Source organism: Pullulanibacillus pueri, from assembly GCF_014639255.1.
Lineage (GTDB): Bacteria > Bacillota > Bacilli > Bacillales > Sporolactobacillaceae > Pullulanibacillus > Pullulanibacillus pueri.
Map to the genome: position 1 here is coordinate 1 of NZ_BMFV01000014.1, position 12,203 is coordinate 12,203.

Sequence of the window (12,203 nt, forward strand, 5' to 3'; positions counted from 1 at the left end):
TTAAATCCTTTTTATTATTTCCACTGTCTACTTGACAGGGGGCACTTCATTTTTAGGTCGTCTTTTTAATAAAGCTAATGAGTTATTCCAGAAAATCGTAAGATTTTCAGTGCCCTCGCAATTATCCTGTAGGTTTTAACTCTAACTATGATAGCACATTACCCGCATTGGTCTTCGCCTTCATGGGCTTTTAATGCTGATCCGGTTTCTCCTTTAAGAAGGTCACCGCCGGTCGCTTTAATAATTTCATCGCTCACACGGTTAGAGATTGTGATCGAAATGTATTGAAGCAAATCGTTTACATCAGTTTGTGATTGTTTAAATTCTTGAACGACAGGGATTTCATCAAGTTCCTTCATCAGTTCATCAATTTTTTGCTCGTTTCGCTTATACGCTTCGTGCTTTTGAAAATGTTGTAGGTTCACAGATTCCTTTTGAAGCAACTTAATTCTCTTGATGATCTGTTGCACCTTTTCATTTTGGTTAATGGCTTCCTCAGCGCGTTTGAAAAAATCAACTTCTTCTGTTTCAGCTAACATCAATGCCAGTTCATGGGTTCTTTTCATAATTTCATCTCTTGTAAATTTACTCATTGAACCATAGCCTCCACTTCTTTCAAAAGCTCACCATCAAGCGACCATGTTTTGGCCCCTGTAATTCTGACTTGAACAAGCTTACCAATCAGTGATTTTGGTCCTTTAAAATTGACAACCTTATTTGTTCTCGTATGCCCTGAAAGGACTTCGTCGTTTTTCTTACTAACGCCTTCGACAAGGACGTCAACAACCTCATCTAACATTTTTTGGTTGCTTTCCGCCATGAAGTGATTAACAACTGTATTTAAGCGTTGGAGTCGCTCTTTCTTCACATCCATGGAAACATTATCTTCCATACGTGCAGCCGGTGTTCCTGGCCGTGGTGAATAGATAAAGGTATAAGCCCCATCAAACTCGCATTCTTCTACGAGTGACAGTGTTTCTTGGAACTGTTCCTCTGTCTCATTTGGATAACCTACGATAATGTCGGTTGTAAATGACGCATGTGGAATCGCCTTTTTCAACTTATGGAAGAGTTCAAGATAAGATTCACGGGTATAGTTACGCCCCATAATTTTAAGAATCGCATTATTCCCTGATTGGACCGGCAAATGAATATGCTCAACGAGGTTGCCCCCTTTAGCGAGCACTTCAATTAAATCATCGGTAAAGTCCCATGGGTGGCTGGTTGTAAAACGGACACGCGGAATATCAATTTTACGAATCTCATCCATTAAGTGACTGAGACGATAAGGGTTCCCCTCTAAATCTTTACCGTAAGCGTTCACGTTTTGACCGAGCAAAGTAATTTCTTTATAGCCACGTCTAGCAAGGTCTCGCACTTCATGGATGACTTCAGCTGGCTGACGACTACGTTCTTTCCCGCGAGTATAAGGCACGATACAATACGTGCAAAACTTATCACACCCATACATGATATTTACCCATGCACGAATGTTCCCTTTTCTAGCTTTCGGAAGGTTTTCAATAACATCGCCTTCTTTTGACCAGACCTCCATGACCATTTCCTTACTGAACATCGCTTCTTTAAGTAATTGCGGCAAACGATGGATGTTATGTGTTCCGAAAATCAGATCCACATGTTGATGCTTTTGGAGAATACGATTGACGACAGCTTCCTCCTGAGCCATACACCCACAAACCCCAACAATGAGATCGGGTTTTTCTTGCTTGAGAGGTTTCAAATGTCCGATCTCACCAAATACTTTGTTTTCAGCGTTCTCTCTGATCGCACAAGTATTCAGAAGGATGACATCGGCCTCTTCTTCATGTTCAGTCGCTTCATAGCCGAGTTCCTCAAAGATCCCAGCCATCACCTCTGTATCATGTTCATTCATTTGGCAGCCATAAGTTCTAATTAAAAATTTCCGTCCCGCACCAATGTTTTGAATATCTTCTGGAATGCCAAAATCATCAACATATTGGGTGGTATTTTTCCGACGTCTCCGTGCCTCCTTAAGATTAGGAGGCATATAGGTTTGCTCAAAGTACTTCGCAAAGTCGGCAGACGTTTTCTTTTTTAGACGTTCAAGATTTTTATCGGATTTTAAGTCCGTCGGCTCTACCGCCTGATTGTGAATATTTCTATGTTTCTCGTCCATAATCGAACTCCTTTCTATAAAATGAGGGAAATTATGCCCTCAAGCTTTAACTCTTCTGACATAGTTGTACATTATTACAGTATAAAGCCTATTCATCATTTAAACAACAATTTGGCAGAGGTATAGAGTCTAAATATGGGGATATAGACCCTCTCTTTTATTTCAAATCTAGTCGTCCTTCCATTGTCTTTTTCCATCGTCTCGCACGGTCAACCCTTGTAGATCGAGTAATTCTAAAAAAGGAATTAAATATTTTCTAGAAACACCCAGCGCTTCTTTTGCTTCTTTTAATACAAAGTTTTTAGCCGTTTGGGTTTTTAATGTTTTTAAAGCCTTCTCGTAAGCATCAGCATGAATCAACAAGTGTTCCGATATCCAATAGGCTTGTCCGGTATTGGTAAGGTACAAGGCTAGCTCTTCTTGATCAGTTTCTGAGAGTTTATTTGCCTGAGCATAATGCTCCCAATCTTCTACTTGCAGACCATCTTTTTGTAGAGTTGTAATAACACGTTGCATGTTTACTTGGTTTTTTTCAGGAAGATGGGGACGAAAATCTGCTAAGGCTAAAACATCATCCTGTTTTCGGACCCTTTTCTCAGCGATTAAGGCCTTTAAGCCCGCTTCGATTAATCCCTTTGGCGTATGACCTCTTATCGTTGTAACCAGTTCCGCTCTTTTCATTCCTACCTTCATAGGATTAACGTTATGATAATTCCGAAGTTCGTCGATGAGCTTTGCTTTCAAAGTTACGAAAATCGTGTTCAAACAGTATTCGTTCTGAAAGAGCCTTAATATCGTCTCTTCTTTTACCCCTGTTGCAATCACTTGTTGAACTTCCTGTTCTGTTAAACCCGTCTGTTGAACTAAAGCAGCTAGCGTTGATGCTTTTGATTCTCTCAAAACTTCTTCTACAAGAAATTCTGGTGTGCCTGCTTTTAATTGTTGCAACCTCTCAATGGTTGCTGCACCAAAACGATATTTCTCGCCTTGAGGTTGTATAACCCAGCCGCCACCCACTGTCTCAGCAGGTGAAGGACGCCGTAAAATGAAACGATCGCCTCGTCGGACGACAACGTCCTCCGTTAAACGAAGCTGACAGAGCACTTCTGCAGCCTCATCCTTTACCTCCTTGCGATCAAAAAACACAATGGTTCCCATCACCTCAGCAGTTCCGATATGCACTTTGACCTGTCCACGTTGCTTGAGAGGAGATGAAAGAGATGCCAAAAATTGCACAGTAACATCAAGTGTCTTACTGACAGAAAAGAACTCTGAGTTGACCAGCACATCTCCACGTTTTATCTCACGAGTTTCAATATCTGTAAGATTAACGGCCGTTCTCTGGCCAGCTTTTGCCGTCTCTCTAGACTGATGATGGACTTGAATCTGTCGAGCCCGAACGGTTTTATTCAAAGGCAAGACGGTTAATGTCTCACCCTTTTGAACAATGCCATCATAAATGGTCCCTCTAACGACAGTCCCATGCCCGTGAATCGTTAATACTTGATCAATGGGCAACCGGAATGCTGTATGAGATTGACGACGTTCCACTTGCTTTAATTGTTGGCGGAGGATATTCTTAAGATTTTCTATACCCTGTCCTGATAGACTGTCAACATAAACCATAGGCGCCTTTGAAAAAACAGTATCCTTTAGCGTCTCTTTTATATCCTCCGTTACGAGTTCAATGAGGGCTTCATCAGAACGATCTATTTTAGTCACAACAACAACGGCATGATGAATACCTAAAAATTTCAGTATCTCAATGTGCTCCCTTGTTTGCGGCATGACCCCTTCATCCGCAGCCAGCACGATCATAACAAGGTCAATTCCCGCAACCCCAGCGATCATTTGCCGAATAAACCGTTCATGCCCTGGCACATCAACGATGGAGACCTGCACGTCCTCCCCGATATTGAAAGGGGCATACCCCAACTCTATGGAGATCCCTCTTTCTTTTTCGGCCTGTAATCGGTCCGTATCTATCCCTGTTAATGCTTTGGTCAATGCTGTTTTCCCATGATCAATATGCCCTGCCATACCAAGGGTATAATACCTCTCATCCAATTCCATCCACCTGCTTCTCATGATGATCTCTTCATTCTACTTTAATGAGTCCTTCATATCTATTCAAGTGAAAATGATTATATATTTGGTTCAAAATAAACAGATGAATAATACCTCAGGTGCCTCTGAGCTTTTTACGTGAGCAAAGCTGACTCTGGCGAAGAGGGAGCGCCCTCTTTAAGATCATTTGAAGCAATATAGACAGCAATAGAGGATCCAAGTAAGAAAAAGAGTACACCAATTAAATAGCAAATCGTTTGCGCATAAGTTAACAGCTTAGTATGCCACTCTTCTTCATCTTTGTCTTTCGTTATTCCTGGTTTTACCAACGCAAGCCCCCCTAAAATTTAAATTTCTCTACTATGAGTATTTAATATGTAATAACTGCAAGGTTGCTTGTATAAGTACCTAATTTCTTTAAAATATCTCTATCTGACTATAAAAAATTCCCAACACAGGTTTCCTATTCATCTATAAACCATGTATTCCCTTTTAATTATTCTACTAGCGATATAGCAGTCAGTCTTGTATAATCTAATTTTGGTACAACTTCTTAAGTTATATATTTAAAAAACATTCTTGGGGCTAGTTGCAATGCTGGTGCTTGCCTGAGTCTTCAAAACTTTTTGAGAGGCGCGTGTCGTCTCTGGTCGGTTCGATTCCGATCTAGTCCCGCCATACATCATACACTGGATCGTTTTTCTTGATGAGCATACCAGTGGATTTTTCGATTGAATTGTAGGCAAAATGAAAGTATCAAGTCATATAACCAGACTTGGTAAAGGAGCGTGAGACCATGAAGGACTTGAAACTTACACATTATAGTTCAAAAGGTGGCTGAGGCTGCAAGATTGGTCCTGAGGACCTGACGCAAGTTTTGCGTCACTTACCACAACCTGAAATAAAAGATCCGAATCTACTCGTAGGACTTGATACAGCTGATGATGCTGGCATCTATAAATTAACTGACGACCTTGCAATGATCCAGACGATTGACTTTTTTACCCCTATTGTCAATGATCCTTATATGTTCGGGCAAATTGCGGCGGCCAATGCTCTGAGCGACGTTTATGCCATGGGCGGAAAACCCAAAACAGTCTTAAATGTCGTTGCCTTTCCTATTGCAACACTGGGTGCAGATGTATTAGCAGAAATCTTAAAAGGTGCCGCAGAGAAAGTTGAGGAGGCGGGGGCGATTACGGTTGGTGGCCACTCCATAGATGATAGTGAACCCAAATTCGGTCTATCAGTAACTGGTCTTGTCCACCCTGAACATTATTATAAAAATGTCGGGGCTTTACCAGGTGATGTCCTTGTCATCACTAAGCCTATTGGTGTGGGGATTCAAACGTCTGCTTTAAAGAGAGATTTGCTCACAGAAGCGCAGATTGAAAAGGTTTCACATACCATGGCCCAGCTTAATAAAAAGGCTGCCGAAGCTCTCACGTCCTTTCATCCCCATGCAGTTACCGATATTACCGGCTTCGGATTACTCGGGCATGCATACGAAATGGCATCAGGGAGCAATATAAGTATCACAATTCATGCCGAACAAGTCCCAATTTTGCCTGGCACTCGAGGTCTTGCAGAGAAAAATGTTATTCCTGGTGGGTCAAAGAGCAATTATCGTTGGATTAAAGAAGCTGTCTCTTATGATGTTGGAATTGATGAGCTTCAGCGCTTTATTTTATGCGATGCTGTCACCTCTGGCGGCCTATTGATCAGTCTACCTAAGGAGGAAGCTGAAGATTATGTGTCCCTCCTTCATGATCAAGGGATAGGAGACGCTGCCATCATCGGTGAAGTAGGTCCCAAAGCGAGCCATGACCTCTTTGTCAAATAGTGATAAAAAAAGAGGCCGTACGATGTGACGTGCCTCTTTTTGTTTTTCCTAAACACGTTTTTGTTGTGAAGACCTTTGATTTTTCGTGATAGGAATATTATAATGAAAAAAGGAAATAAAAAGAATAAAGAACGTTGATGCGGTAACATCAACGTTCTCTCCAGCTACTCCGCAGGAAGTGCGGTGGCGTTTGGAAAAAAGTAACCCCTTTTCCCTACTGGCCGGCAGGGTGGGTTACTTTTTTATTTCTTTCATAACCATAACGATAAGTGAGGCAAAACTGATCATTAACACCAGTGCTTCATATACCGTCATTCGGCAACACCCCCTTCCCCGTTATAACATAGCCATAGACGAGAAAATAATGGGTGCCACCGCCCACCCTGCTTATGTAGCTGTATGAGTATTATAGCAAAACAAGAACATATATTCTATATGCTAAATTTACTATTTTTAAGTCTAGCTCTGAGAGATTTGGTGACCATAGAAAATCTCATCCATCTCCGTTTGCAACCTTTGAGTAATTGTCTCCTGCTCTTCTTGACTCAGTTTCTCTTTCGTATAACCAAATAGATAATTATTTAAATCAAATTCTTTTAGCTTACATTTTGTATGAAAGAGATTATTTTGACTCATATTGATGTCTATCATTTCATATTGAACTTTGACTTCATCCGGAATGTAATTTTGAATGGAGCTCATATCGTGATCAATGAATAACTTATTTCCATCAATATCTCGTGTAAATCCTCTAACACGGTAATCAATTGTCATAATATCGGTATCAAAAGAATGAATTAAAAAGTTTAGGGCCTTAAGAGGCGAAATTTCACCACATGTTGACACATCAATATCGGCCCGGAACGTGCTGATCCCTTCGTGCGGATGATATTCCGGATAAGTATGGACGGTAATATGACTTTTATCAAGCTGCATAACCACCGAATCCGGAAGCGGTCCGGGCGATTCATCAAAATGCTCTGTTGGCACTTCCACAATAGGTCCTTCAGAAATTAAATAAGTCACACTCGCGCCTTGTGGAACATAATCTTGCTTCGCCACATTTAAAACATGGGCGCCAATGATATCAGAGACCGATTGTAAAATAGCCGCCAGACGCTCAGCATTATACTGCTCATCGATATATTCTATATAAGCTTCCCGTTCTTTCTTTGTCCTTGTGTAACAAATATCGTACATATTAAAACTCAAAGTCTTAGTTAAATTATTAAATTCATGCAGTTGGATGCGTTTTTCATGTGATAGCTTCATGACTTTCCCCCACTTTTTTCATTTTCTTCTCGTTTCCGATTCAAAACAGATTTAGCCTTAGTTTACCCACCCTTTCCAATAAAAAAACCGCCTATATAAAAATACAAGCGGACGATTTCTCGTCTTTACTTATAAACGACCTTAAACGTTTCACAAACCACTAATACATCCTCTGAAAAAGTGTGTTTAAGGTCAGCCAATTCCTCTGAAAAAAAGCGGATATGAACGTCTCGCCAATAGTTTAAAGTTCGATCTCCTTCGCCTTCCTTTGCGGCAAATTCAGCATTTACCTCTTTAAATGGAAGGATGTCCACCCTTAAGGTCTCTATTACCGCCTGCGCTCTTCCCTCCCAATCAGTAATGATATTAAACTCACCGACTTGTGGAAGTGCTTCATTTTCTAGTTCATATAAAAGATGTAAAGAAGAAGTAGCCGTTTTTATCCCTCTTTTAACGAGTTCAGCAAGAGTATTCGCATCCCCTTCATTATTGCAAAAATGCCAAGCGTTGTAGTTTTTTATTTCAGAGCAATCTCCTAATGTCTCTCTATAATTTTGCCACATCATTTCGACCGATGGATGTTCCATATGTATCGTTTCCCCCATCATTTTTCTTTATACTTAGAACTATTTGCAAGCGCCCATGTACTTTGTGCTTTTGAATGTATTAAAAAATTAACCAATTTCTCAAAGGGGCAGAAAAAATGCCCTACTTGACCCGAACGTCATTTTCAAAATAACTGTCAATAGGCTCATAATCCCTACACTTACCCTTCCATTTTTTCTATTATATCACTTGAATGAATAGAAAAAATCAAATATTTACAGCACCAAAAGTTGGAGCCATTTCACATTTCAATATTTCTCCTCCAGATGCTCCTTTATTAACCCTTTTACTTGTTTTAATACTTAAAACTAACTCTTATTCAAACATTCATTTTCATAGCTCTAATCCACTTTTCACACACAGAAAACACAAGAGCGATGACTTGTTAACCCATCCTGAAAATAGTTAAAGCAAGTATAGACATTGTCCATTTCTCAATTACATTTGGATAGAAAAGTGATATAATCCTTTTTAAAGGAATGCCTTGTGATGTACGGGAGGATGAGAGACTTGGGGACTGGCGGTGTTAATAAGACCGAAACGATTGAAAAGACACTAAGCTCTTGGCAGCTTGCCATCATCGATCGTGAAACGAGTGAGGCTGATCATTTAAAAGAAGAGATTGATGCGCTTCTAAGCACCCTTAAGCATACAGGGAACATCATCCATACTAAATACCATCTATTAAACTATGGCTATCTATTACTTAAAGGTAATTTTAAGCTAGCCAATGACATTTTGGACACCCTTTCTGATCAGACAAATCAATTCAATCAAGAACTCTACTTTCTTTTCCATTTTTTTAAAGGCTTACATTTTAAACTTGAAGACGAACGTTATGTTAAGGCCATTGAGGAATTTCAAAAGGCAGAAAATTTCACAGAATTTATAAAAAATGATAGTATAGTAGCAGAACTTTATTACCAGACAGGAACCGTTTTTTATGAGCGGATTAAAAACTTTGATTCTTTTATCTACATACAAAAGGCTCATGAGATTTTCTCTAAAATAGGCTATACAGAGCGAATTGCCGGTTGCGAAATGTTGATTGGTTTAAACTGCATGGATATGCATCAATACGAAGAAGCCGAAAGACGCTTTTATCTCGCATTAAAAGCAGCCAATAAAACAGAGAACACATCGCTTAAAACCTTAGCTTATCATGATTTGGGTCTATTATATGGACAACAGAATCTTTCAAAAGCAGCGATTCGGTGGTTAACTGAGGCAGTGAAACTTCAAGAGGACTATTTTAAATCGAGCTTTCTTCTTTTTCGTGAATACTGTAAATTAAATGAACTAGAAAAGGCAAAAGAGTGGTACGTAAAAGGTATTAAACGTTGTAAAGAAGTCAATGACCAGGATAATCTTATTCGATTTGAATTATTGTATGCCATGTATATGGATACAAGTCAGTTTGAAACCACATTTATCAAAGGTATTCAACACTTTTATAAGACTAAACTCTGGCAATATGTAAAGGAATATTCAGTTATTCTTGCACAACACTATCGTGATCATGGGAAGGTTCAAGAAGCGATTAAATACTATGATTTATTTATTGAGGCAGATCAAAAAATCATTGAATCGGAGGCTTTAAAATGAAAAAGCTTAAAATCGCACTTGTTACTTTAGCTCTTGCCGCTGTTTTTGGTTTAGTTAGCCATTCTTCCTTTAACTTTAGTAACCACGACCACCCTGGACAAGCCGATAGTAGAGAAGGCGGCTATCCAACACCATCCTCTTATAAAACCATTCCAGAAGATTTACCTGAATGATTTAATGTCAACCGTTTTTACGACACCTTCTTTTTTTATTCATGCTAAAACCAAAGCAAAATCCCCAAATGAATGGGGATTTTTTTACGGCATTCGGTACTCTTTTAAATGTAAAAGCACAGGCATTAAATAATATTTAATTCTTTCCCTGCTTTAGCAAAGGCATCGAGCGCTTCTTGTAGTTCGTCTTTTGTATGTTCTGCAGTCACAATCGTGCGCACTCGGCCTGTCCCTTTTGGAACCGTTGGGAATACAATTCCTTGGGCGAAAACGCCATACTCAAATAATTTGTCAGAAAGTTGATGTGTTTTGGCTTCATCTCCGACAACAACCGGTGTAATTGGTGTTTCACTATGACCCGTATTAAACCCGAGTTCCTCTAGGCCTTTCTTAAAGAAGGCGCGATTATCCCATAACTTCTCGATGAGTTCAGGTTCTTCCAAAAGGACATCAATAGCTGCAGAACAAGCAGCTGTTACTGCAGGTGGGTGGGAAGTACTAAATAAAAACGGACGACCTTTGTGAATGAGGTAATCTCGTAACGTATTCGTACTGGCAACATAACCACCTAGGACTCCAATGGCTTTACTCAATGTTCCCACCTGGATATGAACACGGCCATCTAAACCAAAGTGGTTGACTGTTCCTCTCCCATTTTTCCCTAACACACCACTGGCATGGGCATCATCAACCATAACCATCGCGTCATACTGTTCAGCAAGCGCCACAATCTCTGGTAGCGGTGCAATATCCCCATCCATAGAGAAAACGCCATCCGTGACTATAAGCTTTGTGCGGTACCCCTCAGCTTCTTTAAGAGCGGCTTCTAATGAGTCCATATCTGCATGCTTATAAATTTTGCGTCCTGCTTTTGTTAAGCGAATGCCGTCAATGATGGAGGCGTGATTAAGTTCATCGGAAATGACAACATCTTGGTCAGACAAGATGGCCGAAAGAACACCTTGGTTCGTTGTAAACCCTGATTGAAAAACGAGTGAGGCTTCGGTATGTTTAAAATCTGCTAACTTCTCTTCTAACTGATTATGCATTTCTAATGTTCCTGCAATCGTCCGCACGGATCCTGTCCCAGCACCAAACTTTTCAATTGCTTCTATGGCTGCTTGTTTCATTTTAGGATGATCTGTCAACCCTAAATAGTTATTTGACGAGAGCTGGATGACATTTTTCCCATGAATGTTTACTCGTGAACTCTGCTTCGTTTCGAGCGGTATAAGGTTTCTAAAGGTGTTTTTTTCTTTCATTTCATCGAGTTCTTCTTGTAAATAGCGGAATGCTTCTTTCACAACGCTACCTCCTTTAATAGAATTATGTATTTTTGTCTCACACCATACTGACCGATTCTAAGAAAAACTTAACTTACACTTCACCCTGAGCCTCACCATTGTTCTATACATGAAGGCTGTGGCAACATCCTAATAACAGAAGTCAATTGTTTTCCTTATCGTAAAACTAAAGTCTATGTCTGTCACTTTATTTTATCATGCCCTATTCAGAAGTACAATCATACTGTACTTGTGATATGAACAGTTTTATTCAGGAAGTGCATTGAAAAAATGATCATAGAGGAAGCCCTTTACGAGGGTTTCATCATAGTTTTGTAGCAAACGATCAACAAGCTTAGGATAATGACTGAAATTTTTCAAATCAATAGGTGTATATCTGATACCGTCAAAATCTGAACCAAACCCAATGTTCTTTGCACCACCAAGGGTACAAATATGCTCAATATGCTTGAGGATATCATCAATCGAAGCGGTTTTTGACTCATTGAGGAAGTAGGGTACAAAATTAATTCCAATTACCCCATTCTTTTCAATAAGAGCTTTAATCTGGTCATCATATAAATTTCTTGGATGATCATAGATTGCCCGAGCATTTGAATGAGAGGCGATCGGATAGTCTGCTTCTTCAATACAATCCCAGAAACTTTTAACGTTGAGATGAGAAACATCAGTCCAAACCTTATAGGCATTATTTTGCCGAACGAGTTCACGACCAAAATCTGACAGACCGGCGCCTCGTGATTCTTCTGCACCATCGGCTGTCGCATTGGCATTATTCCACGTCAACCCCACCGCTCTTACCCCTAATCTAAATAAAGTTCGAAGTTTCATAAGATCAGTGTCAATGGCGTCACAGCCCTCTAGGGTCAGCATCGCCCCTATTTCATTTTCTTGCAGTGCTTCAATATCCGCTTTTGTACGAACAGCACGAACATTGTCATGCGCCTCTACCACTTGTCTATAGAAAATATCAATCATGTCCAAAGCGGTTCGGAATTTAACTTCCTGCGGGATTTCTGTCGGAATGAATAAGGCAAAACATTGAACCTTACTCCCCCCTTGTTGCAAATACTCATAGTTAATATGCATGTCACTAGCATTCGTAAAATTAAGCCGCTGATCAAAATGGAGCTTAAGCAACGCATCACAATGGGTATCAAAAACATTCATCACGG

At 39.9% G+C, this 12,203-nt stretch carries 12 protein-coding genes and 1 tRNA gene; 4 read left to right on the top strand and 9 right to left on the bottom strand.

What is annotated here, in order from left to right:
• Positions 1-158 precede the first annotated feature (158 nt).
• The 4 genes from IEV91_RS10100 to IEV91_RS10115 form a co-directional block, all read right to left on the bottom strand.
• A complete protein-coding gene (locus IEV91_RS10100) occupies positions 159-593 on the bottom strand; it encodes a YlbF/YmcA family competence regulator (protein WP_188497313.1) in 435 nt (144 codons plus the stop codon).
• Positions 590-2,158 carry a tRNA (N6-isopentenyl adenosine(37)-C2)-methylthiotransferase MiaB gene (gene miaB, locus IEV91_RS10105; RefSeq protein ID WP_188497314.1) on the bottom strand — a complete coding sequence of 523 codons (1,569 nt, stop codon included), beginning with the start codon at positions 2,156-2,158 and terminating at the stop codon, positions 590-592. The genes IEV91_RS10100 and miaB overlap by 4 nt, the downstream gene beginning before the upstream one ends.
• 168 nt (positions 2,159-2,326) lie before the next feature.
• Positions 2,327-4,231: a selenocysteine-specific translation elongation factor gene (selB, locus tag IEV91_RS10110; protein WP_229745527.1), complete on the bottom strand. Its 1,905-nt coding sequence runs from the start codon at positions 4,229-4,231 to the stop codon at positions 2,327-2,329.
• Between the two features lie 128 nt (positions 4,232-4,359).
• A complete protein-coding gene (locus IEV91_RS10115) occupies positions 4,360-4,554 on the bottom strand; it encodes a hypothetical protein (RefSeq protein ID WP_188497316.1) in 195 nt (64 codons plus the stop codon).
• Positions 4,555-4,806: 252 nt separating this feature from the next.
• Between IEV91_RS10115 and IEV91_RS10120 the strand changes: the two genes are divergently transcribed.
• Together IEV91_RS10120 and selD are read left to right on the top strand one after the other, a co-directional pair.
• A tRNA-Sec gene (locus IEV91_RS10120) sits at positions 4,807-4,903 on the top strand.
• A gap of 118 nt (positions 4,904-5,021) precedes the next feature.
• Positions 5,022-6,068, top strand: a complete 1,047-nt coding sequence (selD, locus tag IEV91_RS10125; RefSeq protein ID WP_188497317.1) for a selenide, water dikinase SelD — start codon at positions 5,022-5,024, stop codon at positions 6,066-6,068.
• 234 nt (positions 6,069-6,302) lie between these two features.
• Here the strand turns inward: selD and IEV91_RS22075 are convergent, their stop codons facing one another.
• From IEV91_RS22075 to IEV91_RS10135, 3 genes are all read right to left on the bottom strand, one after another.
• On the bottom strand, positions 6,303-6,383 hold the full coding sequence (locus tag IEV91_RS22075) for a putative holin-like toxin (protein WP_373284426.1): 81 nt from the start codon (positions 6,381-6,383) through the stop codon (positions 6,303-6,305).
• Between the two features lie 144 nt (positions 6,384-6,527).
• Positions 6,528-7,340, bottom strand: a complete 813-nt coding sequence (speD, locus tag IEV91_RS10130; RefSeq protein WP_188497318.1) for an adenosylmethionine decarboxylase — start codon at positions 7,338-7,340, stop codon at positions 6,528-6,530.
• Positions 7,341-7,465: 125 nt separating this feature from the next.
• Positions 7,466-7,927 (bottom strand): ASCH domain-containing protein, encoded by a 462-nt coding sequence (locus tag IEV91_RS10135; protein WP_204871302.1) that lies wholly within the window; start codon positions 7,925-7,927, stop codon positions 7,466-7,468.
• 529 nt (positions 7,928-8,456) lie between these two features.
• Between IEV91_RS10135 and IEV91_RS10140 the strand changes: the two genes are divergently transcribed.
• Both IEV91_RS10140 and IEV91_RS10145 read left to right on the top strand, forming a co-directional pair.
• Complete coding sequence (locus tag IEV91_RS10140) at positions 8,457-9,551, top strand: tetratricopeptide repeat protein (RefSeq protein ID WP_188497319.1); 1,095 nt, start codon at positions 8,457-8,459, stop codon at positions 9,549-9,551.
• Positions 9,548-9,724: a hypothetical protein gene (locus IEV91_RS10145; protein ID WP_188497320.1), complete on the top strand. Its 177-nt coding sequence runs from the start codon at positions 9,548-9,550 to the stop codon at positions 9,722-9,724. Before IEV91_RS10140 ends, IEV91_RS10145 begins: the two co-directional genes overlap by 4 nt.
• A gap of 125 nt (positions 9,725-9,849) precedes the next feature.
• Here IEV91_RS10145 and IEV91_RS10150 read toward each other — a convergent pair whose 3' ends face one another.
• Together IEV91_RS10150 and IEV91_RS10155 are read right to left on the bottom strand one after the other, a co-directional pair.
• Positions 9,850-11,028, bottom strand: coding sequence for a glycine C-acetyltransferase (locus IEV91_RS10150; RefSeq protein ID WP_268236379.1), 1,179 nt, complete (start codon positions 11,026-11,028; stop codon positions 9,850-9,852).
• A 246-nt stretch (positions 11,029-11,274) separates the two neighbouring features.
• Positions 11,275-12,198, bottom strand: coding sequence for a dipeptidase (locus tag IEV91_RS10155; RefSeq protein WP_188497321.1), 924 nt, complete (start codon positions 12,196-12,198; stop codon positions 11,275-11,277).
• Between the last annotated feature and the right edge of the window lie 5 nt (positions 12,199-12,203).

What these genes read in the sequence shown, in the direction of transcription:
- IEV91_RS10100 (WP_188497313.1), bottom strand. Translation starts at nt 593, where the DNA reads ATGAGTAAATTTACAAGAGATGAAATTATGAAAAGAACCCATGAACTG.
- miaB (WP_188497314.1), bottom strand. Translation starts at nt 2,158, where the DNA reads ATGGACGAGAAACATAGAAATATTCACAATCAGGCGGTAGAGCCGACG.
- selB (WP_229745527.1), bottom strand. Translation starts at nt 4,231, where the DNA reads ATGGAATTGGATGAGAGGTATTATACCCTTGGTATGGCAGGGCATATT.
- IEV91_RS22075 (WP_373284426.1), bottom strand. Translation starts at nt 6,383, where the DNA reads ATGACGGTATATGAAGCACTGGTGTTAATGATCAGTTTTGCCTCACTT.
- speD (WP_188497318.1), bottom strand. Translation starts at nt 7,340, where the DNA reads ATGAAGCTATCACATGAAAAACGCATCCAACTGCATGAATTTAATAAT.
- IEV91_RS10135 (WP_204871302.1), bottom strand. Translation starts at nt 7,927, where the DNA reads ATGGAACATCCATCGGTCGAAATGATGTGGCAAAATTATAGAGAGACA.
- IEV91_RS10145 (WP_188497320.1), top strand. Translation starts at nt 9,548, where the DNA reads ATGAAAAAGCTTAAAATCGCACTTGTTACTTTAGCTCTTGCCGCTGTT.
- IEV91_RS10155 (WP_188497321.1), bottom strand. Translation starts at nt 12,198, where the DNA reads ATGAATGTTTTTGATACCCATTGTGATGCGTTGCTTAAGCTCCATTTT.